The 24,392-nt window shown below is 43.9% G+C and carries 23 protein-coding genes; 2 read left to right on the plus strand and 21 right to left on the minus strand.

The features are described from left to right. Positions 1–483: 483 nt before the first annotated feature. The 8 genes from MHI53_RS23915 to ssb all read right to left on the minus strand — a co-directional run bounded on the left by MHI53_RS23915 (position 484) and on the right by ssb (position 11,035). Entirely contained in the window at positions 484–4,218 is a 3,735-nt protein-coding gene (locus MHI53_RS23915) for a S8 family serine peptidase (RefSeq protein WP_340372468.1), read from the minus strand. A 210-nt stretch (positions 4,219–4,428) separates the two neighbouring features. Continuing rightward, positions 4,429–5,331: an ABC transporter permease gene (locus tag MHI53_RS23920; RefSeq protein ID WP_340372469.1), complete on the minus strand. Its 903-nt coding sequence runs from the start codon at positions 5,329–5,331 to the stop codon at positions 4,429–4,431. A 12-nt stretch (positions 5,332–5,343) separates the two neighbouring features. Continuing rightward, entirely contained in the window at positions 5,344–6,348 is a 1,005-nt protein-coding gene (locus tag MHI53_RS23925; RefSeq protein WP_061141247.1) for an ABC transporter permease, read from the minus strand. A 114-nt stretch (positions 6,349–6,462) separates the two neighbouring features. After that, complete coding sequence (locus MHI53_RS23930; protein ID WP_340372470.1) at positions 6,463–8,073, minus strand: ABC transporter substrate-binding protein; 1,611 nt, start codon at positions 8,071–8,073, stop codon at positions 6,463–6,465. Between the two features lie 44 nt (positions 8,074–8,117). Next, a complete protein-coding gene (locus MHI53_RS23935) occupies positions 8,118–9,086 on the minus strand; it encodes a dipeptide ABC transporter ATP-binding protein (RefSeq protein WP_061141249.1) in 969 nt (322 codons plus the stop codon). After that, positions 9,067–10,071, minus strand: coding sequence for an ABC transporter ATP-binding protein (locus MHI53_RS23940; RefSeq protein WP_185113036.1), 1,005 nt, complete (start codon positions 10,069–10,071; stop codon positions 9,067–9,069). The genes MHI53_RS23935 and MHI53_RS23940 overlap by 20 nt, the downstream gene beginning before the upstream one ends. Positions 10,072–10,362: 291 nt before the next feature. After that, positions 10,363–10,509, minus strand: coding sequence for a hypothetical protein (locus tag MHI53_RS23945; RefSeq protein WP_155645400.1), 147 nt, complete (start codon positions 10,507–10,509; stop codon positions 10,363–10,365). Positions 10,510–10,672: 163 nt separating this feature from the next. Then, complete coding sequence (ssb, locus tag MHI53_RS23950; RefSeq protein WP_340372471.1) at positions 10,673–11,035, minus strand: single-stranded DNA-binding protein; 363 nt, start codon at positions 11,033–11,035, stop codon at positions 10,673–10,675. Positions 11,036–11,407: 372 nt separating this feature from the next. Between ssb and MHI53_RS23955 the strand changes: the two genes are divergently transcribed. After that, on the plus strand, positions 11,408–11,842 hold the full coding sequence (locus MHI53_RS23955; RefSeq protein ID WP_061141252.1) for a YwpF family protein: 435 nt from the start codon (positions 11,408–11,410) through the stop codon (positions 11,840–11,842). A 108-nt stretch (positions 11,843–11,950) separates the two neighbouring features. Here the strand turns inward: MHI53_RS23955 and MHI53_RS23960 are convergent, their stop codons facing one another. From MHI53_RS23960 to MHI53_RS23995, 8 genes are all read right to left on the minus strand, one after another. After that, the gene (locus MHI53_RS23960) at positions 11,951–12,253 is read right to left on the minus strand and encodes a hypothetical protein (RefSeq protein ID WP_061141253.1); all 303 of its coding nucleotides are present in this window, start codon (positions 12,251–12,253) and stop codon (positions 11,951–11,953) included. Between the two features lie 263 nt (positions 12,254–12,516). Then, the gene (gene fabZ, locus MHI53_RS23965; protein ID WP_061141254.1) at positions 12,517–12,945 is read right to left on the minus strand and encodes a 3-hydroxyacyl-ACP dehydratase FabZ; all 429 of its coding nucleotides are present in this window, start codon (positions 12,943–12,945) and stop codon (positions 12,517–12,519) included. A 123-nt stretch (positions 12,946–13,068) separates the two neighbouring features. Next, positions 13,069–13,323: a DNA-directed RNA polymerase subunit beta gene (locus MHI53_RS23970; protein ID WP_061141255.1), complete on the minus strand. Its 255-nt coding sequence runs from the start codon at positions 13,321–13,323 to the stop codon at positions 13,069–13,071. Positions 13,324–13,494: 171 nt separating this feature from the next. Next, positions 13,495–14,343 (minus strand): flagellar hook-basal body protein, encoded by an 849-nt coding sequence (locus MHI53_RS23975; protein ID WP_061141256.1) that lies wholly within the window; start codon positions 14,341–14,343, stop codon positions 13,495–13,497. Between the two features lie 55 nt (positions 14,344–14,398). Continuing rightward, positions 14,399–15,235, minus strand: coding sequence for a flagellar hook-basal body protein (locus tag MHI53_RS23980; protein ID WP_340372472.1), 837 nt, complete (start codon positions 15,233–15,235; stop codon positions 14,399–14,401). Between the two features lie 271 nt (positions 15,236–15,506). Then, on the minus strand, positions 15,507–16,508 hold the full coding sequence (locus MHI53_RS23985; protein WP_061141258.1) for a rod shape-determining protein: 1,002 nt from the start codon (positions 16,506–16,508) through the stop codon (positions 15,507–15,509). A 278-nt stretch (positions 16,509–16,786) separates the two neighbouring features. Then, the gene (gene spoIIID, locus MHI53_RS23990; protein ID WP_034315767.1) at positions 16,787–17,059 is read right to left on the minus strand and encodes a sporulation transcriptional regulator SpoIIID; all 273 of its coding nucleotides are present in this window, start codon (positions 17,057–17,059) and stop codon (positions 16,787–16,789) included. Between the two features lie 431 nt (positions 17,060–17,490). Beyond that, entirely contained in the window at positions 17,491–18,390 is a 900-nt protein-coding gene (locus MHI53_RS23995) for a M23 family metallopeptidase (protein ID WP_340372473.1), read from the minus strand. 152 nt (positions 18,391–18,542) lie between these two features. Between MHI53_RS23995 and MHI53_RS24000 the strand changes: the two genes are divergently transcribed. After that, complete coding sequence (locus tag MHI53_RS24000; protein WP_340372474.1) at positions 18,543–18,968, plus strand: VanZ family protein; 426 nt, start codon at positions 18,543–18,545, stop codon at positions 18,966–18,968. 20 nt (positions 18,969–18,988) lie between these two features. Here the strand turns inward: MHI53_RS24000 and spoIID are convergent, their stop codons facing one another. The 5 genes from spoIID to nuoN form a co-directional block, all read right to left on the minus strand. Then, positions 18,989–20,026, minus strand: a complete 1,038-nt coding sequence (gene spoIID, locus MHI53_RS24005; RefSeq protein WP_260320131.1) for a stage II sporulation protein D — start codon at positions 20,024–20,026, stop codon at positions 18,989–18,991. 196 nt (positions 20,027–20,222) lie between these two features. Then, entirely contained in the window at positions 20,223–21,524 is a 1,302-nt protein-coding gene (murA, locus tag MHI53_RS24010; protein WP_061141261.1) for a UDP-N-acetylglucosamine 1-carboxyvinyltransferase, read from the minus strand. A gap of 32 nt (positions 21,525–21,556) precedes the next feature. Beyond that, positions 21,557–22,306, minus strand: coding sequence for a YwmB family TATA-box binding protein (locus tag MHI53_RS24015; RefSeq protein ID WP_340372475.1), 750 nt, complete (start codon positions 22,304–22,306; stop codon positions 21,557–21,559). Positions 22,307–22,468: 162 nt separating this feature from the next. Next, a complete protein-coding gene (locus tag MHI53_RS24020; RefSeq protein ID WP_061141263.1) occupies positions 22,469–22,711 on the minus strand; it encodes a DUF1146 family protein in 243 nt (80 codons plus the stop codon). 151 nt (positions 22,712–22,862) lie between these two features. Then, positions 22,863–24,389 (minus strand): NADH-quinone oxidoreductase subunit NuoN, encoded by a 1,527-nt coding sequence (gene nuoN, locus MHI53_RS24025; RefSeq protein ID WP_061141264.1) that lies wholly within the window; start codon positions 24,387–24,389, stop codon positions 22,863–22,865. Positions 24,390–24,392 lie beyond the last annotated feature (3 nt).

Here is a 24,392-nt window from a genome sequence, read left to right on the forward strand (position 1 = left end):
TCCAAACAAAAAAGTTTGTCAGCAATTGAATCCTCTCTCCGATTTATGCACGAATCGTTACCTGATTGGAACGAAGGGTGCGAAACTCCTGCTGGAATTCGTGTCCAGGGAAGACACCGCAGTCGCCTATCAAGATGGCTCAAGGACCGCCACGATAAGCCGAGTTCCAGCAGTGTAATGAGAGGGTCTAAGGAAAGTAACTCGCGAATTTAACGACTTTACTCGTGATTTTCGAGCTTTTACTAGCGAGTTCAGTCTTTGCATCGAATTTGAGGCAGGTTTTCCACTTTTACATGCTTTTTGTACCGTTTCCCGCCAGCTACAAATAGGATCATCGGGATTCCCTCCAGGGTAGGACATTCCCGGAGCGCCGGCAGGGCAATGGAACGCTCATAGGGATCATTCCTCCAACTTTCACGTATCAAAACCAAAAAAACTGTAGACAAACTCCATTAATACCCGAGTTTGTCTACAGTATGGGATTTATTTCTTTGCTTTGACTATGTTGTATTCCTTCTTCGATTCATTGCCGGCAAGATCGGTCACTTTAAACACGATTTTGTTGTTGCCCGATTTGAGCGGCAGTTCCAATTTCTTTATCTCTTTCTTAAAAGCCCTCATTTTGTATGGTTCCTTGAACTCATTATAGAAAACTTCACTTCCGTTCAAGTAAAGGCGGATTTCATCGAAATTATCCTCCACCGTCACGTCCACCTTCGGATTTTTCGCTTTTGCTCCCACAGTTGCCGGCACGCCTTTAACCTTCAAGCCTGGTTTTGTCGTATCGACCATGAACACCTTTTTAAACGATACCGTGTTATCCCAATTGTCTGTCGCTTTGACCGTCATGCTTTGGACGCCATCTGCATATTTCTTTTCATAAGAGAATTCATATTTCTTATTCGTTTTGTTATACGTTACAGGGACCGTTTGGTTATCGATTTTAAATTCCTTGATTTTCGATGCTTCCTCGATTTCCCCCGTTATTTTGATTTTACTTTTATTGTTCACGCTTAAGGTTTCAGGACTTTTAATTTTCACAGCCGGTGCATAGTTATCGATTGGCGCCGAATCCTTGGCTAATTCCGTTTCGGCCGCTTTTTCATTGCCTGCATTGTCAATCGCCACCACCTGTACCTTTTCCCCTCGTAGATCAGGCAGGGTGAATTGTTTCGAAGTCGCCGGAAGCGGCTTTTCCACGATTGATTTTCCGTCGACCTGTACATCATAATAAGCTATTCCCGAACCATTCAGATTATCTTTACCTTGGATCGTCAACACATTACCCTTTTTCGAAATCCTGACAGTTGGCTTTACCGTATCGATTCTGATCGGCATTTTATATGTCTGCCATTTTGCACCCTCGTAATCTATCATCGCTTTAATTTCAAAATAATAGACACCATCTTTGGCCAATGCATTATTGACCTTCCCATCCCATTTCCGGGCTGGATCAAGTGTATAAGCAGTTCCTTCCCCACTATCATAATAGTTCTTGCTCACATTATTCTCGGTGCGAAGTTTCCTTACTTGTTTGTTTTCACCATTCAGGATGCTGTACTCTACCTTTTTTGCGTTCCTCAAGAATGATAGAAGCGGCACGAAGTCATCCTGTGCGCCATCACCATTCGGGGAAATCGCAATGCGTTTGCTGTCGAATGAATCTGCTACACGGTCACGGCCAAGGTAATCGAAATCTTTACCTGTTGTCGTTACTGCGCCCGCCGCGCCATAGAAAGACTTTTTATCATATACCGTCCCATCAAGGATCGGTGCCTTATCCCACTCTCCCTTGAACCCTACATACGGTACATGCAGCTCCGGGTTGGTGTCTGCTGGATCCTTCAAAGTAACGAACCCCTCCACAAAATATCCATTCGGGAAGACCTTGTCAATGTCGACAAGCGTCTGAAGATCATCGCCAAGCACTTTTGCTTTGGATATGTCGACTTTCACTTCAAAGGTTACCGACTTTTTCGCCGGTACCGTTATTTTGTTTGTATCTTTATTATTGATTTTGATTGAAGCGTCCTTAATTTCCTGCGCTTCCAACTGATGAGCGGAATAGCCGAGTTGACCTTGGATGGCGTAGTCCGTTTGAATATTTCCTTTTACATCATATTTGACTGCTTTGTTGCTGAAATTCTCGACCTTCAAGCTAAAAGCAAACGTATTGCCAACCTCTTTCATGGCTACCTTCGCTTCTTTCGTGAATGCCTCCGTCACGACGGCTGGCGTGGACAATGCTGAATGAAGCTGCATGACTCCAGCTCCCTGCCTGCGTGGCGAATAAGGATTTTCCCAACCAAGTGCCTTGTTGACGACCCCTTGATCCTTCACTGGTCTTGACGTGTTCATCATCAGGTTTTTAGCCAAATTGGTTCGTGCATGTCCTGTTAATTTAAAGTCTTTATCCACTCTTTCCAGAACAAGGGCAGAGCCGCCGGAAACATGTGGTGCCGCCATCGAGGTACCACTCATCATCCCATATTCATCATTGTTCAACGTCGAGTATATCTGCCCGCCTGGAGCAGTGATTTCTGGCTTGAAGTCCAAATTCGGCGCAACGCCCCACGAACTGAAGGCACTCATTTTTCCCGCTTCCGGGTTTGCCGATTTTGTTTTATCGCCATTGAAGCTGACCTTAACCTTTTCTCCAGCAGTTATGGCCGTTTTCAGCTTAGCTCCATCTGATTTCAGCATGAACAGCTGGGGAATCGTTATGCTTGCATCCGTCTGCATCGAAATGTACCCATCGGCATTATTAAAAATAATTACGCCGGCAGCCCCTGCTGCCTGGGCATTCTTAGCCTTATCGATAAAAGAAAGCGTGCCGCGCTCTATGAGGGCAAACTTGCCTTTCACATCAACTTTCGCAAGCTCCTCTGGCGACCCGATTCCTGCAGCAACCAAGTCATACGTTTTTTCCTTTAACGCATTCGGATGTACGCTTGATGCCGACATGAACGGAGCCTTGCCTTCTTGTCCGTTAATATTAAAGGTCACCGCATCCAAATCCATAAAGTTATTCTCGACGGATGCCACTTGGACCGAGTCATAAGCAACACCAGGTGAACCTGATACGCCAATATCGGGGTTGGAGGCTGATGGATTGGCAAATCCATTACCGAAGTGAGCCGAGTTTCCTGCCGAGATCGACATGAGAATCCCGTTATCTACAGCTCTCGATACCGCCTGCTGCTCGGGATCGTCCTCTGATACAAAGCCTGCAGTCGAGCCAAGGCTCATATTCAGTACATCCGCCCCTAAAATGATGGCATCGTCGATTGCCTTGATATAAATATCGCCCCATGTCGTCTTCATGGCAGGATCATTTCCGAATACCTTCAAAGCAAGCAGCTGGGCTTCTGGAGCAACCCCTTTAATTCCGCCGTGCTCTTCATCTCCATTGGCGCCAGCCGTTCCTGCGACATGCATCCCATGCATCGAGGCACCTTCACCAAGATCAAGGATTTCTTCATTTTCATCCATATAGTTATATCCATATGGAACTTTAGGAGTAAAATAGTTGCCTAATAGATGGCTTGACTTCTTCATCCCCTTTACTTCACTTTCACTCAGCTCTGCTTTATTATCATCGTTCAGGACCATATCGCGGTGTGATGGATCAATTCCCGTATCGATGATCCCGATGACCATTCCTTCTCCTTTATAACCATATTCCCGCCAAGCTTCCTGGGCTTGGACAAGTTCTTTACTATAAATCATATCGGGCTTTTCCATCGGCCGCTCATATTCGTTCGCAATATGTACTTCAGCAACTTCTGGCATGGCCTCGACCTTTTTGATTTCACCATATTGAATTTCACCGCTGAACCCGTTGACTACTGTCGTAAAGCTCTCAAGTTCCTTGAACGCGATTTTCTTCTCTTTCACCTTGTTTTTCAATTTCTTCTGGTTAGCCAGCTTTTCGGATTTTAATTGTTGTTTCTTGCTTTTCGATAACTGTTTAAACAGCTTGCCTTCCTTGGAAGCTATCTCAATCGCGGGCGCTTCCTTCATCTCTACGATGACCCTGACCTTCTCGTCACTTTTATAATTCTTTCCGATATCATCTTTCTTCAACTTCAGGATACTTTGCTGATTCTTCTTCCCTTCACCAGAGCCGCTCGGTGAGTTCGGAAGCTTGGCTGCGGAAACGCTTGCAGTAAATACTAATAGAAAGATTGCTAGAATGGACAAGCTGCGTTTAATCAATGAACTTTTCCTCCTCTAAAATCATCAATATTTGGAATTTTCTTACTGTATATAAAAATATCACAACTTTTGGGGTGATTTTAAGAGATAATAGTCACTATTTTCCTATTTAAAACTAGTATATTGTCATTAATTTTTCATATTTTAATAGATTTACACTATGAACGACAAAAAGATGGTGATGTTGGAACTAACATCACCCTTTCATCGCTAATTTTTCATTCGTGGATCCAAAGCATCGCGAAGGCCATCGCCCATTAGATTGAAGCCGAGGACCGTAAGCATGAGCGCCAGTCCGGGAAAAAGGACCGTCCACGGGGCCTGAATGATGAAGGATCTAGAATCGGCCAGCATTTTCCCCCACTCTGGCGCTGGCGGCTGTGCCCCTAGACCGAGGAAGCCGAGTGCTGCACACTCAATGATGGCCGTGGCAATCGCCAAGGTCCCTTGCACGATGATCGGCGCAAGGCTATTCGGTAGGACGTGATGCAGGAGGATCCGGCCATCTCCCATCCCAATGGCCTTTGCAGCCGTAACGTACTCTTCTTCTTTCACCGTTAACACCCGTGAGCGTAAAAGCCGCCCGAATATCGGGACATTGACGATGGCAATGGCAATTAGCGCATTACGAAGGGAAGGTCCCAAAACCGCTACTACGGCAATGGCAAGCAAGATACTGGGAAACGCCAAAATGATATCAAAGATCCTTGAAATGATCGTATCCAGCCATTTTCCATAATAGCCGGCGATGATTCCAAGGAAGGATCCGACCACGACGGATCCGGCTACAGATAAAAAGCCGACTCCGATTGATATCCGGGAGCCATAAATGACCCGGCTTAAAATATCACGGCCGAATTCATCCGTTCCAAACCAATGTTCTGCAGATGGCGCCAAATGTTTATCACTTAGCTTTTGCCCCTCAAATGAATATGGTGCAATGAGGGGAGCGAAGATGGCGATCAAGATGAAAAATAAAACGATACCCAGACCGACCAGGGCCACCTTGTTCTTCTTAAAGCTCTTCCACCCTTCCTTCCAGGGAGAGATGACTTGATCCTCTACCTCTTTATGAGGAAGGATTGGCGAAGTATTCGTTGCTATTTCAGGCATGAGTTTCCCTCCCTATTTATACTTGATCCTAGGATCGATCGCTGCATACAACAAGTCCACAATTAGATTGATCATGACAAACAAAAAGGCGATGACAAGAATCCCGGACTGGATGACCGGATAATCCCGGGATAGGATTGCATCATAAATATATGTACCGATACCTGGCCAGCCAAAAATGTTTTCCGTTAAAATGGCCCCGCCCAACAGCAATCCTGTCTGCAGGCCGATGACCGTCACTACAGGAATCAAGGCATTTTTCAAGGAGTGCTTGTAAACGACCCAAAACATCCTCATTCCCTTGGCACGGGCGGTGCGGATGAAATCCGACCTCATCACTTCAAGCATGGATGAACGTGTCATCCTTGCGATGATCGCCATTGGAATGGTTGCAAGCGCCAATCCCGGTAAAATAAGATGCCTGATCACTTCAAAAAACTGATCAATCCTGCCATTCATGAGTGTATCAATCAAGTAAAGGCCGGTTATGGCCTCGACGGGATCCCTGATATTATCCCGGCCCGTCGTCGGAAGCAAGTCCCATTGAATGGAAATGATGTATTGCTCCATCAATCCAAGCCAGAAGATCGGCATGGACAAGCCAACCAACGCAATCACCATTGCCACATAGTCAAACCATGAATTTTGGAACCAAGCCGAGATGATTCCGGCATTCACCCCAATGACGACAGCGATGATCATCGCAATCAATGCCAACTCTATCGTAGCCATTAAATAGGGCCCAATTTCCTCGGAAACGGGACTATTCGTTTTTAGCGATATACCGAGATCCCCCTGGACCAACCCCGATAAATAATCCCAAAATTGAACGAACCAAGGTTTATCCAGTCCAAGTTGCTTGGTCATGGCCGTAACAGCCTCTTCTGTTGCTTGCTGCCCAAGAATCACTTGTGCCGGATTACCTGGAATCGCCCGAATCATCATGAATACAATAAATGCCATTCCGAGCAGTACTGGAATGAGAGATCCTAAACGTCGTACGGTATAGGAAAACATGACAATCTCCCTCCTTTAGCATAAGGGTCCTTTGAGCACCCTCAATTCTTTTGAAATGCATTCCATAACAAAACCGGGAAGCATGCAAAACTACATACTACCCGGTTCTTACGGTTAATTTTCTAAAGAAACGTTAATAAGGGATTGAGAACCAGTTGGATGTGGAACAAACCCTTTGACTGTTTTCGATCCGGCTAGCTGCGGTAATGAGTGGACTAGCGGAACCCACGGGGCATCATCATGGATGATTTCCTGGGCTTTGCCATATAACTCATTTCGCTTGGCTTCATCTGCCGTGGACTGTGCCTCGATCAATAGATCATGCACTTCATCATTTGCATAACGGGAATAATTGTTCGAGCCGATATTATCTTTATCCAATAAGGCATAAAGGAAGTTATCTGCATCGCCATTATCGCCTGTCCAGCCTAGCATGAAGGATTGAGCCTCACCAGCCTGCACTTTCTCTAAATAGGCAGCCCATTCGTATGAAACGATATTTGCTTCGATGCCAACCTGCTTTAAGCTCGCTTGAATGGCCTCGGCCACTTTTTGGCCATCTGGCATATACGGGCGTGGTACTGGCATTGCCCATAGATCCATTTTGAATCCTTTTTCATAACCGGCCTTTTTCAGAAGTTCTTTCGCTTTTTCGACATTGTAATCATAGTCTTCGATGTTGTCATTATACCCAGAAACGGATGGCGGCATTGGATTCTTTGCAGGCTCCGCTGTGCCTTCGAAAAAGTTATCGATGATTTCCTTTTTGTTGATCAAATGGGAGATGGCCTGACGTACTTCTTTCTTGTCGAAAGGCTTTTTCTCTACATTGAATCCAAAGTAACCGACATTCATGGATGGGCGTTCGAATAACTGCAGTTTGTCATCTCCTGTAACTTTGCTGATATCGCTTGGGTTCAAGCCGTCCATTAGATCGATTTCACCTTTGATTACAGCATTTAAACGCGCAGAGTTATCTTTAATGACCTTAAACGTGATTCCATCAAGCTTTGGCAGACCTTTTTGCCAATAGTCATCGTTTTTCACCACTTCGATCGTATCGCCTGGCTTCCAAGACTTAAATTTGAAAGGACCTGTTCCAGAAGGGTTCTTCGTGAAGCTGTCGCCCTCTTTTTCCAATCCAGCAGGACTGGCAATGGCAAATGTAGGCATCGCCAGGTTTTTCAGGAAAGGCGCCTGTGGGCGGTTCAATGTGAATTCCACCGTATTGGCATCGACGGCCTTCACTTCCTTGATGACATGACCTTCATCACCTTCAAATCCTCCGAACATGGAGGCATAGTAAGCAAATTTTCCTTCATCCTTGCTTTGTGACCAACGTTGAAAGTTTTTCACGACCGCATCTGCATTGAAATCCGTACCATCATGAAACTTGATGCCGGTTTTCAATTTGAATGTATAGGTCTTTGCGTCATCAGACACATCCCAAGATTCGGCAAGACCAGGTTTTATCTCTGTATTGTCTTCCCCGTATTTTACGAGCGTTTCAAAGATTTGCTGAGTGACGATGAATGACTCGCCATCGGTTACGATAGCTGGGTCAAGACCGACCGCATCCCCGCCTTTACCATAAATCAATGTACCGCCTTTCGCTTCATCCGATCCCCCTTTGCCGTCCTCTTTTGATGTGGACGAGGAGCATCCAGCAAGCGCCAGTGAAAGGGCCAGGATACAAGTCAACAATAAAGCTAATGTTCTCTTCATTTTCTTCCCCCTTATTTTCGAGAATTTATGTATACGCCGTCATGTCAGTTATATAAATGACAAGCAACGTAGTGACCAGGTTTATGTTCATGCAAGATTGGCTTTTCCGATTTGCATTCCAGCATCGCTTTGGGGCACCTCGTATGGAACGGACAGCCGCTTGGAGGGTTAGAAGGACTTGGAACATCGCCCTGCAGGATCACCCTATCTCCCTTGTACTCCACATCGGGAATCGGCACCGCCGATAATAAAGCCTGTGTATACGGGTGAAGAGGATCCTCATACAATTCCTCGCTCTCCGTCAATTCGACTATATGTCCCAGATACATGACACCGACACGGTCAGAGATATGCCTCACGACGCCAAGATCATGGGCAATGAAAAGATACGTCAAATCAAAATCTTCCTGCAAATCCTGCAGGAGGTTCAAGACCTGCGCCTGAATGGACACGTCCAGTGCGGATACCGGCTCATCGGCGATGATCAGCTTTGGGTTAACGGCAAGTGCCCTGGCAATCCCGATGCGCTGCCGCTGGCCCCCACTGAATTGGTGCGGGTACCTTTTCGCATGGTAACCGCTTAAGCCGACAACCTTGAGCAGCTCCTGAACACGCGCCTTACGGACCTTTTTATCTTTTACGCCATGAACGATAAGCGGTTCTTCCAAGATCTTTTCAACGGTGTGTCTAGGATTGAGGGAAGCGAATGGATCCTGGAACACCATCTGCATTTCACGGCGCATTTTTCTCATTTCCCGTGAGGATAAGGAAGTCAGGTCCTTCCCTTCGAAGTAGACATTCCCCTCACTCGGCTCGAGCAATCGAAGCAATAGCCTTCCCGTCGTCGACTTCCCGCAACCGCTTTCACCTACAAGTCCCAAGGTTTCCCCTTTATAAATGGAAAACGACAGGCCATCGACTGCCTTGACCTCGCCAACCGTCTTTCCTAGAACACCGCCTTTAATCGGAAAATGCTTCTTAAGGTTTTCCACCTTAACCAATGTTTGATTCATGCATGGCTGCTCCTTTCCCATCTTCATACAGCCAGCAACGGACTTGCTGACCATCGCCAAAATCCAATAGAGACGGGGTCTCATTCACACATTGCTCCATGGCATGGGAGCAGCGCGGCGCAAACTGGCATCCAAGATTGCTTGTCCCAGGTTTTGGGACATTGCCGGGAATCGAGTAAAGGCGCTCTTTCTTTATTCGCATGTCCGGTATCGACTGAAGCAGTCCGACGGTATAAGGGTGCTTTGGATTTTGGAAAATCGTTTGCACATTCCCTTCCTCTATGACCTTGCCGGCATACATGACAATGACACGTTCACACATCTGCGCCACAACCCCAAGGTCATGGGTGATCATCATGATGGCCGTATCGGTTTCTTTATTCAAGTTCTTCATTAACTCAAGGATTTGTGCTTGAATCGTCACGTCCAAGGCCGTTGTCGGCTCATCCGCGATAAGGAGTTTCGGCTCACAGATCATGGCCATGGCGATCATGACCCTCTGTCTCATCCCGCCCGAAAGCTGATGGGGATATTCATTGATCAATTCTTCGGCACGGCCAAGCCCAACCAGCTTCAGCATGTCAACAGCCCTAAGCCTGGCCTGTTTTTTGCTCCACTTTTTATGTATCCGGAGCGTCTCCACCAGCTGGTCGCCAATCGTGAACACAGGATTCAGGCTTGTCATCGGTTCCTGGAATATCATCGCTATGTCATTCCCGCGAATCTTCCTCATTTTCGCTTCAGAGGCATTCGCGATATTCTCCCCTTTAAACAGGATTTCTCCTTCGACCTTGCCAGTCGGCGAAGAAACCAGTCCCATGATGGACAAAGAAGTTACGCTTTTCCCGCATCCCGATTCCCCTACAATCCCTAACACCTCACCGGGATTGACGTGAAAATCGATTGAATTCACAACAGGAATGACACCATCGTCCGTACGAAAACTGGTTCGCAGCCCATTCACCTTTATAATCGGTTCGACCATCATATCACTTCCTATATATAACTTTTTTACCATTATATTATTTGGTTTATTATTGCATCAAAATTAAAATTTTACAATATGTTTTCTAAAAATTCTAATTTAACAGAATAATATTTTTATTTTCGTGAAAAATGCGTATTTTGGCATAAAAAAAAGACTGCTTTTCGCAGTCACTAAAAGAGGGGGAATCAACTAACTTGATTCCAGGATGAGGTAAAACGGAGTATCAAGCGGGGAAACTGTATTAGCTATAGGGGGATCATCATGGGGGGAGAGAGCTTGCCATCACCCTCAAGCGTTGCGAAGTTTCTTTCTGTCACCTAAAAATCCTTCACCTTTTTCGAGGGCCGAAATCCTTTCCGCTAATTTTTCATTATGGTCATATAAATACTTGTTTTGTAATTCATTCCAGTAAGCGACACTTTGACCTTTCGTCATTCATTTTCATTATCCCAGTTTCTCACCTGCGCCCTTGCCACATGGCCAATTAAAATGCTAACGCGTTCTTCCAACCGCTTATTGTTCTGCACAATTTTATATAATGAAGCTTTTTTTCCATGGCACACCTTGCACTCTTCGCTCAATTGCTCAACCTCCAAGTCTATAAGCCAATATGCTCGAAATCTTCTAGCTTCACTTCTTGCTGTTTAGGCCCTAGGAATTGAACCATCTCTGCAACCACTTCCGTTACGTATATGTTCTTGCCATCCTTGTTTTCGTATCTCCTCGTTTGTATCCTGCCCGTGATGCCGATCAGTGTCCCTTTTTTACAATACTGGGCAGTATTTTCAGCCGACTTTTTCCATATGATACATTGTACGAAGTCCGCTTCGTAATCACCAACCGTATTACGGAAGTTACGGTTGATCGCTAAAGTGACGTTGGAAACAGCCTTGCCGTCGGGGGTATACCTTAACACGGGATCCTTCGTAAGCCTGCCGACAAGGGTTACTTGGTTAATCATCTTGTCTTTTTCTCTCCCTCCCTTTAAGATGCTTTAATCATACTCGTTCTTCATTCAATAAAAAAATGGCGGAAACGGTCTAATTTCAGCCTTAACCTTCTTGAAAAGGATGTAAATCGATTAAAAATCTAATTATCCTGCTTAAAATAAGTTAATAACCAAATAGTTAACAAAATTAAATATTTTGCAAATTTTTATCCTATCCTTCATAATTTAGACAATTGCTGGGTTTTCATTTCATTAAGGGGCCGTCTTTTAGTATGATATAATTACCTTTATAAGGATTAATCGACAAAGGTCATTTTGGATAGATTAAAAATTACGTATGAGAGGGGTATATTCCGCTCTTTTGGCAAGAAACGGAGGAATTAGATGAAATCGTTTAAATTGATCTCGCTGCAAATTGTTACGGAGAATTTACACTTGATTGATATTGCATTAACAGACGGGCTGATAATAAATAAGGAAAACGATGCCAGGACCTGGCTGCTGGAAGCCTTTGTGGATGAAAATCACTTCAAGGAGCTTGAGCCATCGCTTCCAAATATAGACGGTGAGGTCTATATCCAGGCCGTCATTACAAAAAAAGATAATGAACCGGCTTTATTTCACACCGCCTTGCGTACGATTAGAAAGGTAGGTAACCATTATAGCCTCTTATTCGTCGGTCATATCCAGAAGACGCGCAGCAAATATGCAGAACTCCTGCTTGAAGATTTGGTCGAAAAAGGTCTTGTCGGTGATGAATTGATAAATGAATTCAAACAAAAAATCCGCTCGAAGCCTAAATTGGCAACGAATAAATAAAGAATTTGCCCCTTAACCCCCTAACCGAATATACACATAAAAAAGACTGACATAGATGAAAGGATATACATCCTTCTTCACTAGCCAGTCTTTTATCATTTTTTGCTATTACTTATTGTTATCTTTTTTATCATCTTTAATTAAGTCATCGTCGTCGTTATTCATGTCGGTATCATCGTTTTCCATCATACCGTCATCATCTTTATCCAGATCGTTCACATCATTATCATTCATGTCGGTATCATCTGTGCCGCCGTCATTATCATTTACGCCATTGTTATCATCTTCCATGATGTTGTTGTCATCTTCTGGCGCGGGATTGTTATCATTATCATTCGTTCCACATCCGGCAAGGAACATTATGGATAATAAAGATCCCCCAATTAGTGCTAAAATTCTGCTCTTCATCATTTTTGGCAACCTCCCTTCTTTCTTAATCATTAGCTATTTTGCCCGAATGTGAAAATAACTTGCGTCCTATTTAAAATTTAAAAAGAAAATGTGCCACATCCGAAATCGATCAAAAAAAAGCCGGACATAAAATGTCCAGCCTTCAAAGGGAGAATAAAAAAAGGGTCTGAAATTCAGTTTGCGTTCAAAAGCAAGCAGTGCTCTTTATTATATACACCGCCTAGTGGCCGCTTAAACCATCTTTTTAAAAAACGGTGGATGATTTATTTGTCACCAAAGGCAAACATGATTTCGGCTTCACATGCTACTTCGCCATCTACAGTTGCGACCGCTTTCCCCTTGCCCATCGATCCTCTCATCCGCACTATTTCAACTTCAAGACGCAGTTGATCGCCCGGTTTCACTTGCTTTTTAAAGCGACAGCTATCGATTCCGGCAAAAAATGCAAGCCGTCCTTTATATTCTTCTTGTTTCAAAACGGCTACAGCACCGACCTGTGCCAAAGCTTCAACGATTAAAACCCCAGGCATAACTGGATAATCAGGAAAATGGCCATTGAAGAATTCTTCATTGGCAGAGACATTCTTCAATCCTACCGCCCGTTTCCCTTCATCTATTTCGATGATCCGATCCACCAATAAAAATGGATAGCGATGCGGGATGATTTCTTTAATTTGTGTGATATCAAGCATATTCGTTCCTCCTGCGAATTCATTTTATAAACATGACAAGGCTCGCCCATGCCCTTGAAGGCGGTGCAGTGACCCAGTAATTAAATCGGTTAACGCGTAATTCCCACCCCAAGAAAGGGAAAATTACGCGTCCTTGTTCACTATGTCAATAATATGGGTCCATGTCGATTTTTGGAAAACATCCAGGGCATGCCCTCCCCCAATGACACTATAGCCTAAAAGCGCCCCTGATAATACAGCAATGAATATCAATCCAATAACAATTAGTAAACGAAGCCAAATTGGCAAAAGACGGACCTTGATCCTGCGATGCGGTTTCGTCTCGACTTCATTTATCTCTTCTTCAATTTGTTGTCTCATTACACGATTTTGTTCCATATAGAATGTGAAAGCTCCTTTACCTAAGAAAACTCGCCGATTTATTTTCCCTTTACTCCAGGAATTCGGCAACTATGCAAAATGATAGCCCCAAACGATTCTCATTGTCATGAATCCATTATAACCGATTTGCTGTAAATCCGCAGGAAGGCATTTTAATTTCCAGATATCTTAACGGATACCATTGATCAATCCGTTCATTTGATCTGCCATCGTGATGGACCGGGATTGAAATTGATAAGATCGCTGAACATTGATCAAATCCGACATTTCCTTTGATAAATCGACATTGGAGGACTCGAGGGCACCTTGGCGGACGGCTATTTGATTTCGGGAATCACCTGTCAGTGCAGTCATGATATCGTCGACGGTTACATCAAGGCCATCGATGTTTTCGGGCAGGCCAAGTAAATTTCCGCCTAGACGGTCAAGGAATTGCGGTTTCGTGACCGAGACGACGCCAAGTCCGAAGCTTTCCCTTCCATATTCTTCAGTATTCACCGTCAGAACTCCATCTTCCGAAATCTTAATGTCTGTAATATTCCCGTCAATCTGGATGGGATCACCATTTTCATCAAGCACTTGATGCCCCGCAGATGTAACAAGCATCATTTGGTCCGGATCATTCGCGTTAGGAGATAAGTAAAATGCCCCATCCCGTGTTAGCCTTGTATTGACCCCTTTACCGTCCTGAACGCTCACAGTGAAGAATTGGTCTTCCTTGGTCAATGCGGCATCAAGGTTACGGTCTGTCGTCTTTATCGCTCCCTGTGAAAGCACCAATTGGGATTGGCTCAGCATAGCGCCTGTTCCCTGCCGAAGGCCCGGTGTCGTCAGCCTGCCTTTTTCCTTGGACTCATTCGGTTGATTATTGAAACTCTGTATCAATAAGTCATTGAAGCTCGTTTGGGTCTTTTTGTAGGCAGTCGTATCAACATTGGCGATATTATTGCTTATTTGATCGATTTTGCTTTGAAGTTGGTTCAGCGTATTTGCCGCTGTCATCATGGTCCGATTCATGACTATTCCCCTTACATGGTCAATTTTCCAGTGACGTTTTTCTTCTTATGTTCACTTAAAGCCTGCCAACTTCATTGACCGCTTTATCCAAGCTTTTATCATAGGCTTGAAGGACCTTCTGACTGGATTCAAATGAGCGATATGCGGACATCAATTCCGTCATCGTCCTCGATTGATCGACATTCGAGCCCTCCAGGAAGCCTTGCTTGGTAGAAAAACCGCCATCTACGGCCGCATATGCGCTAGGTAATTCCTCATTATCCACAGCCTTATACAGGCCTTCCCCATCCTTCATCAGCTGTGAAGATGGATCATTTGAATAACCGATGCCCAGTCGTGCGGTTTGAACATTCCCCTCTAAAATGACACCGTCATCCGTAACGCTGAAACGGTCGCTCTCAAGCTTGATCCGTTCCTTATTTTCATTCAGGACATATTGACCTGAAGGAGTGGTTAAATAGCCTTGCCCATCCAGGGTAAAACTGCCATTACGCGTATAACGGAGCCCGCCATCCTCATTCTGGACAGTAAAAAGCACGGAACCTTTCCGTCGATCTGCATTGATCGGCAGGTTCTCATCAGCCAGGGCCATATCGGTATGGAGTCCCGTTTCCTCCAATGTACCCTGGGTGAATAACGGGTTAGCCTCCTGTACGTAAACGCCGGTGCTAAGCCCCCCGACCTTGGAGAATCCAGGGATGGCCAATTTATTTTCAGTAGGAACCGTCTTGCTCCCCATATTGCTGATGAGCAATTCTGGAAAAGACCTTACACTCGTTTGATCGGCTTTATACCCTGTTGTATTGGCATTGGACATATTGTTTGTGAGTAATTCAGTGCGCCTTTGCTGGGCAATCATCCCGGAAGCAGCTGTATAAAATCCTCTTAGCATCTTCTTCACTCCTCATTCTTTAAAGACTCCTGCCGTTCATTTCCTCATATCTTTCTTATCGGACATGAACATCGGTATCTTAAGGAAAATGAAAAGCTTTAGGCAGAAATAATATTGGTTAGGTCAGATTTAAAGGAATGGTGTTAAATACCCGATATAAAAGAAGAGGGCCTATTGCTCATCAGTACTAGAACCGCACGCACTTTCACTATGCCCCATGTTTGTCTGAACCTTAGACCCTTATCTTATGATGCAGATTTCCATCCGCTTTTTAGTTGAATTTGTGCCTTGGCAACTTGTCCATATTATCGAGCATGATCCCAGTTCCTATTGCTACACAATCCATTGGATGCTCTGCAACCAGTACAGGGACTTTAAGTTCTTCGGCAAGCAGTAAATCGATGCCATGAAGCAAGGCTCCCCCGCCCGTTAAGATGACGCCGCGGTCGATGATGTCAGCCGAAAGTTCAGGCGGTGTCCGCTCAAGCACGCTTTTGGCAGCTTGTACAATGACGGAAACCTGCTCGCGAAGAGCTTCCTCGATTTCTTCAGAGTTGACAGATATGGTCCTAGGCAGGCCCGACACCATATCACGGCCACGAATGTCGATGACTTCATTGCGTGAACCTGGGAATACCGTCGCAACCTGGATCTTGATGTTTTCCGCTGTACGCTCACCAATCAGAAGCTTGTACTTCCGCTTGATATAATGCAGGATTTCGTTGTCGAATTTGTCACCGGCCATTTTAATGGAAGAAGATGTAACGATGTCACCCATTGACAGTACGGCAATATCCGTCGTACCTCCGCCTATGTCCACGACCATATTGCCGCTCGGTTGAAAAATATCCATGCCGGCGCCGATTGCAGCCACTTTCGGTTCTTCTTCAAGAAATACTTTTTTCCCGCCGCTTTTTTCAGCAGCTTCTTTGATTGCCTTTTGTTCGACACTCGTTATGTTTGTCGGGCAGCAAATCAGAATCCTCGGCTTGGAAAGGAAGCCCTTGACATTCAATGTATTGATAAAATGCTTAAGCATCGATTCTGTTACATCAAAATCGGCAATGACTCCATCTTTCAAAGGGCGAATGGCGATGATGTTTCCCGGGGTCCGGCCTACCATTTTACGAGCTTCTTCCCCGACTGCAAGAACACGGTTCGTATTCTTATCAATCGCCACTACCGAAGGCTCATTTAACACAATTCCTTTACCTTTGACATGTATAAGAACATTGGCTGTTCCAAGATCTATCCCAATATCTCTAGCAAACATTTCTTAAATCCTCCTTGAATATCCTCACATATAACCTACTTCTGTCCTAATTGTTTATTTTACCATATTGCATTGACACAAGTAAGTATGAATTATAAATAAACGTTAATGAATACTTTTATTTCCTATTTTACCAAAATGTAAGTAATTTCAATACCATATGTACTATCCTTGTTTTTGCCAAAAAAAAAACCCGGCAGTGAATGGCCGTCAAGGTTCGGATTTCATCCTGTCCCTGATGGCTCGACTCACATCCAAATGCCGGAATGGTCCCCTGTTTATTTGACGATTTCTTCTTCTCTTTCAGAGCGTTTATATTTTAATTTCGTTGCTTCCCCGCCCCTAAGGTGACGGATGGATTTATGATAATCCAATATATCCTTTACTTCGTTAGCCAAATCAGGATTAATTTCTGGCAGCCTCTCCGTTAAGTCTTTATGGACTGTACTTTTAGAGACTCCGAACTCTTTTGCAATGACGCGGACCGTTTTTCTAGTTTCCACGATATACTTTCCTATCTTGATGGTTCTTTCTTTGATGTAATCGTGCACACCACTCGACCTCCCCAAATTGGATGTGAGAAGTGTGAAATGAGATTCGTATTTTTCGAATCGAATACCGCTGCCCTATAAACAATGAAAGATAGAATTATTCACCTATTAGATAATTTGTAATAAACGATTCCTCACCTCAAACACTCTCTTTGCATGGTTTATAACATCTTATTAGCTTGGTTAAGAATATATGCCTAATGGGACAGGAGGTTTGGATATATTTCTAAGTATGACCTGTTTTATTTTGTAAGGAGAAAATTATTTCCCAAGAAATTTGTCGGAAATTCAAAAGTTTCAGCAAAAGTGAACGTATTTCCCCGAAAAAAAAGAAAGCCGTCCAGAGTGAACGGCTTTCTTTTACCAAATTTTCAGTTGTTGTCATTCGTAACGCCCAAGGTTTTCGTTTTGATTTATGAAAAATCTTTTTATTAATTAGATTGATTTAACGAATCTTTTAAAGAACCGCTTTCTTCCGTTGTATCTTCAGCTGGAGTTGAGCCTTCCTTATCCGTGCCATTCTCTAACTCGGTGCCTTCGTCAGTTTCGTCAACGGCAGGAGTCTCTTCCTTGCCAGTTTCAGATTCTTCGACTGCAGGTGTTTCTTCTTTTTTGGCTGAGTCGTCAAGTTCGCTTCCTTCCGCTTCAGTTGCAGCTTGAATGGCAGAAGCTTGTTTATCAAAAAACTCGATTGGGTTCAACGCGATGTTATCTTTTCTGATTTCGAAGTGAACATGTACGCCCGCTTCTTCATTGATTTGGCTTTTTCCGGCTGCAGCAAGCGATTGTCCTTGCTTTACCTTATCGCCAACGGCAACTTTAATGTCTTTAACAGATTGATAACGAGTAACGACACCATCTTCATGCGCTACTTCGATTAGATTTCCAAGTAAGGCATCATTTTGAACTTTCGTTACATTCCCGCTTAATGAAGCCTTAACATCGAAAGACTTTCCGTCTTCCATTGCAATGTCGATCCCTTTGTTTTGCTCATATCTATTGTTGTAGAAAACCAAAGCATCTTCTTGTGCCTTTTCATCTGCATTCACATCATAAAATTGTTTCTTGATTACCGTCTTATCTGCATTGGCCACAGGCATCTTGGTTGTTTCAAGATTACTATTGACCTCTACTGACGGCTCGCCATAGTTTTTACCTGTTTCAGCTGATTCCTCTTTGCTATCATTAGCTGAATCATTAAAACTATTTTGTAATAAGAAGGCCGCGGCTAAGATTATGGCTGCACTTGCGATATAGATTGTTGCTAACGCCCAACGCTGTTTTAGTATACGTCGGATTGTGGAAGTTGATTTCTTTTCTTCCTCTCTCATATTAATCACCTCAGCAATCATTCTGAACATTTTGTTAAGATTATATACACGCATGAAAAAAATTTTTTAGATTTATTTTGTGGAAATGAAACCGATTTTATTCGCGGAATGGTAAAATGTTTGGTATCTTACTGCCGAAGGATGTTTAATTTATGAAAAAAGCCCTTAAACTCGTGTTAACCTTACTGCCTTTTCTATATATGATTGCGATCTGGATCATGTCAGGCAACCCCGATGACATGATTCTTGACCTCCCATCATCGTCGATTGACCGATTTATAAAAGAGGCGCTTCATCTTGTGGAATTCGCCCTTTTGTTCATATTATTCGTATCGGCCCTTGCCGCAAACCAAAAACTGAAACCAGGCCTAAGCTTGCTGGCTGCCCTTGTAGCATGCCTCTACGGAGTCTTGGATGAATACCATCAATCCTTCATTCCGTACCGCTCAGCAACCTTAATAGATATAATAAAAGATATCATTGGAGTGGCTGCTGTCTATTTCCATGTCCAATATCATTATTTCAAGCATGAACGGGGCTTTTTGACCATCATCGAAAAAGCGACCGCAAAAAAATGAGAGACGGGATATCCCGTCTCTCATTTTTTTGCGGTCATCGTATTCAGCCACTTATTGGAGGACTGTACTTTGACTCCTTTATAATAATACTTTACGATATCTTCATAGTTTTTTCCTTCCCTGGCCATTCCATTTGCACCGTATTGGCTCATCCCTACGCCGTGCCCTGAGCCCCTTGTCGTAATGACGATCTGGTTGCCTTGGCGCTCCCAGTTAAAATCCGATGATGTCAGCCCGAGCTTTTCACGAATCTGTTTTCCTGTCAATTTCTTGCCCCCGATTTCCACTATACCGACGCGATTACCTGAAGTCCTTTCAACGACAGTCCCTATCGTTGTGCCTGATGAAAGACTTACTCCAAGTTTGTTTTCAAAATCGGCAGTGTTCACGACAACTTTATTATAAAACTTTGGTGACTCCTCTTTATCCCACGGACTCGATACACTTCTTAAATAAGGGAAATCCGCTTGCCAATAGTCCTCCGAATTCTCCGTATAGCCATTGCTTGTGGAAAAAAATGTGGCTGTGATCGGCTTTCCATCATAGGTTAGGATTTGCCCCTCCGTTTCCTTGATGGCCTTGCTGATTTTTTTCATCTTCGATTTATAATCAGAGCCCCATTGTTTTTTGAGCTCATCGTTATTTTTATAAACTTGATGCATGACCGTATCACTCACATCGGCACCGTCAGGTAAACCTAAGCGACTCTCGCCAATAAGCTGATTGACAATGTACGTCCTGGCCGTCAACGCTTGTGCCTTCAGTGCTTCTTCCTCGAATTCCGCTGGCATCTCAGCTGCAACGACGCCAGTCAAATACGTTTCCAACGGCACCTTTTCAATCTTTTTTGCATGGGTACGGTAAACGGCAACTTCAACGGAACTCATTTCATTGGCACTCACTTCATTACTGCTGTTCTTCACTTTCTTCTCTAATTGTTCTGCTAACTCACCACTTGTCTTATCATTTGAAAACGGAAGCACAAGCACTGCTGGAATCATGATAATTACGAATGCTACTGCTATGAATAGTACGATCATCGGTTTGATTGCTTTCAAACTCCTGAGCCTCCCTACACTTGTTTTCTCTGCCGCGCTTAACTATGGGCAGGATCTTTATATAACAAATGTATGTCGAAGGACAAGCATTTATGAATAGAAAAACGGGAACTCCCTGCAAGTGCCATACATGTACCAACAACAAAAAACCATTCACGTTTCAATGACTCAAACGTAAATGGTTTTACAAGCTATCTTATGCGTTTAGATCGGCAATTTTTTTCGTTTCTGCCGGTACATCTTCATTAATGCGTTCCACATCGGCGCCTAAAGCTGCCAATTTACCGTGGAAGTTCACGTAACCTCTGTCAAGATGCTTCAATTCCGTAACGCGAGTGATGCCATCCGCAACCAATCCAGTCAGGATAAGCGCTGCTGCGGCACGTAAATCCGTTGCAGCTACCTCAGCACCTTGAATGTTCGTCGGTCCATTAACGATAACGGAGCGGCCCTCGATTTTGATATTGGCATTCATACGGCGGAATTCCTCAACATGCATGAAACGGTTTTCGAAAACGGTCTCCGTAATCATACTTGTTCCTTCGGCACGCAACAATAATGCCATCATTTGGGACTGCATATCAGTCGGGAAACCAGGATGCGGCATTGTTTTGATATCAATCGCCTTCAAGGTTTTTGGCCCGATGACGCGCAAGCCATCTTCTTCTTCAAGGATCTTGACTCCCATTTCCTCCATTTTGGCAATAAGGGAAGTAAGGTGTTCAGGTACAGCTCCTTGAACAAGAACGTTGCCGCCAGTAAGGGCTGCCGCTGTCATGAAGGTACCAGCTTCGATACGGTCAGGTATAATATGATGTTCAACGCCATATAATTTATCGACGCCTTCGATTCTCATCGTACCCGTACCGGCACCTCTTACTTTGGCACCCATTTTATTAAGGAAGTTCGCAAGATCTACAATTTCAGGCTCTTTGGCCACATTTTCCAGAACAGTAATACCTTCGGCAAGTGTTGCTGCCATCATGATGTTTTCGGTGGCACCCACACTCGGGAAGTCTAGATACACACGTGCACCCTTAAGCCTTCCTTCGACTTCGGCATCAATGAAACCATTGCCGACCTTTACTTTTGCTCCCATCGCTTCAAAGCCCTTTAAATGCTGATCGATAGGACGTGAGCCGATGGCACAGCCGCCTGGAAGAGCCACGCGGGCCCGGCCATTCCTTGCTAATAAGGAGCCCATCACTAAAACGGAAGCTCTCATTTTACGCACATATTCAAATGGTGCTTCTTCTAATAACTCTCTTGATGCATCTACAGTTACTTGATTATCATGAAAGGCAACATCTGCATTTAAGTTGCGCAATACTTCATTGATTGTATATACATCGGAGAGCGTAGGAACATCTTTAATGATACTTTTCCCATCACTTGCTAATAATGTTGCAGCGATAACTGGCAAAACGGCGTTTTTAGCACCTTCTACTTTAACTGTCCCGCTAAGCCTTTTTCCGCCGCGGACGATGATTTTTTCCAAAAGTATTCCCCTCCGCGTCCATTTTCTCTATATTAATATTCAAACGTTATGATTGGTGTGCCAACTACAAAGTTCGTTCGTTCACCCAATCCTTCTGTCCGTAGCCCAAACTGCAAATTTAATTTTTCTTTTGTCAAAGGTTGTTTAAACAATGTTGAATGTGCAGATATTGATGTAAAGTTTGTTTCATGCACACTCTCAATTTCCCTTGCTTGGAACATATCTAACAGGTCTTCAGTTTTAGAGTTTAAAACCGAATCCATATTATCATTGATAGACCCTTTAATACAAGAAAAAATTGAAGGAGTCCCTATAAATAGGTCATTTACCCTGTTCTGGAATGTGGTTGTAAAAAAGGCTGGATTGCCTTTTTTCCATTTCTGTCCCTTCACTTCATAAATGACATAGGTAACTGTATCAAGTTCCTCTTTCGTTGTCATTATTTTGATAGACTCGGTTAGACCTGAATCGATATTGTACGTTAACGCCTCAGCCTTCCAGCCGGAAGCATCATCTTTCCGGTGCCATTGAAATTGAGGGTATTTTTGTTTCAAAGCGTAAACTTCGCTTTCGAACTCTTGTTTAGTTGCAATCTCTTTATTTATCTCTCTAGCGAGTACAGACCAATCACCTATGTCCAAATCCTTATCTTCTTGTAACAGTTTAACCATTTTGACTATATCTGGTTTAGTTTCTGCCACAATCGTACTATTCCCAATTAAAATCACCATCAAACCAAGAAATACTATGTATATTAACATTTTTTTGTTTACATTATACATGTTAAATCCCTCCCCTTTTATGCATTATTACCATAAGGAGAGAAATCATACTTCAAGTTTTCCGACAATTGATGATACCTTCCAGCTGGCATGTTGCTTGGGAAGGCATGGCGAATAAAAGAGTAGGATCTTATTTTGCTATAAACAGAGTCTTACAGCCTATCAGTCATCACTGAACATATACGGGAGTTGGTTGGCAAATCCCAGGTAATCAAGGAAGAAATTACTCACAACTGAACCTATGGCAACCGTCAATAAAATATATAAAACCCTGGCCTTGATGACCGAATTCGATCTTAACATTTTATCGAAATGTAATGCCTGTAGGGCCCACCAGGTAACTGCGATGAAAAACAAATGTGCAATTATCCCTGTTAAAGCCTGCTGTCCCATTGCTGAAAACATGTACATACCTCCTAAAAGACACCCGTCTTCTATTCTAACACAAAACGCCCTCATATTTGGAATATAAAAGGAAGAATTGCAAAATATCTTTTTATAAATCGTAAATAGAGGCTTGATCCCATGGAACAAGCCCCTATTTATAGGCATTATATCATTTACCCGAAATAAAGTCTGTAAAATCACCAAATTGTTCATGAATAAAATCGAAGGCGATATTTGGAACCACCCCCAAAAGTACGGTGCCGATTGCACAAATGATCAGAACGGCAGAAACACCCGAGCGAACCTTTATGACCTTATCTGAATGGATCGGCCGGAAAAAGACCTGGACCAATAATCCAAAGTAATACACATAGGAGACGATGGTTCCTGCAATCATGATTCCGGCAAGGACGAAATGGCCAGGCTCGGTAATGAATGTCCCGAGGAAGATATTCAGTTTGCCAATGAAACCGCTCGTCCCTGGAATTCCGGCCAGCGAAAGGATATAGATGGTGAATGCAAGTGCCAGATAAGGAGATTTCCTTCCCAGTCCCGCAAAAATGCTGATATCCTCTGTACCGCTTTGGCTGGACAGCAGCTGAATGACTGCAAATGCGCCGATGTTCATCAATACGTATGCCAGTAAATAATACCAGATCGTATCCAGCAGGAAATACCCTCCGCCCAATGTAGCCACAGCTACAAGGAGATACCCTGCATGGGCAATGCTTGAGTAGGCAAATAATCGTTTTACATTTTGCTGCCTTAACGCAACCACATTTCCAATGATGATTGTCAGACCAGCCATGAATGCTATATAGCCATCATTTTTTTCCAAAAAGTCGAGTGCCCCGAAGGCATCACCTGGAGCTGTCAGGAACAAGGAAAGAAAAATGCGCAGCAGTATGACAAAACCTGCCATTTTCGAAATGACGCTTAAGAAGGCCGCCACAGGTATCGGTGCACCCTCATAAGCATCCGGTGCCCACATATGAAAGGGAGCGGCAGCTATCTTGAAGGATAACCCGACAAAAACCATGAAGAAGGCGAGGCCCATGATATATTGCAGCTGGCTGTCCGTCATCCCGGCCATCGTCCGGCTCATTTCCCCTAGATTGACTGAACCCGTAACCCCATATAAATAACTCATCCCGAATAAGGTGATGGCCGTGGAAATCCCGCCGTTTATCACATACTTCATCGATGCTTCATTAGAGGAACGGTCGCGTTTGCGTATTCCGACTAATATATAGGATGAAAGGGAAAGCAGCTCCAGCCCGACAAACAGTGTTATCAAATCCCCGCTTGAGGTCATGATCATCGCACCAAGCAAAGCGGTCAGGAACAGATAATAAAATTCCCCACGGTGTTCACGCAATCCCTCTTTTGGCTCATAGCCTTCAGCGAGAAGGATGATAAGCCCCGCTCCGACCAATAACAGGAGTTTAAAGGCTTTTGCAAATGAATCCAAACGAAATGTATCGGACAAAATACTGACTGTCTCAAAGGATAGTAGGCTGACAAGCGACAAACCTGCCAAAATGATGCCGGTTAGCGCGAGCCACGCCAATTTCCTTCGATTAAAGTGCACCGGCCAGAACAAATCCAATATCGACAGAGCCATGGTCGTGCCAAGGATGATGAATTCAGGCATCATCGCTCCCCAATTATAAGAAAGCATCGTGTTCCAATCCATCTA

It is taken from the genome of Peribacillus sp. FSL E2-0218 (assembly GCF_037992945.1).
GTDB lineage: Bacteria > Bacillota > Bacilli > Bacillales > DSM-1321 > Peribacillus > Peribacillus simplex_B.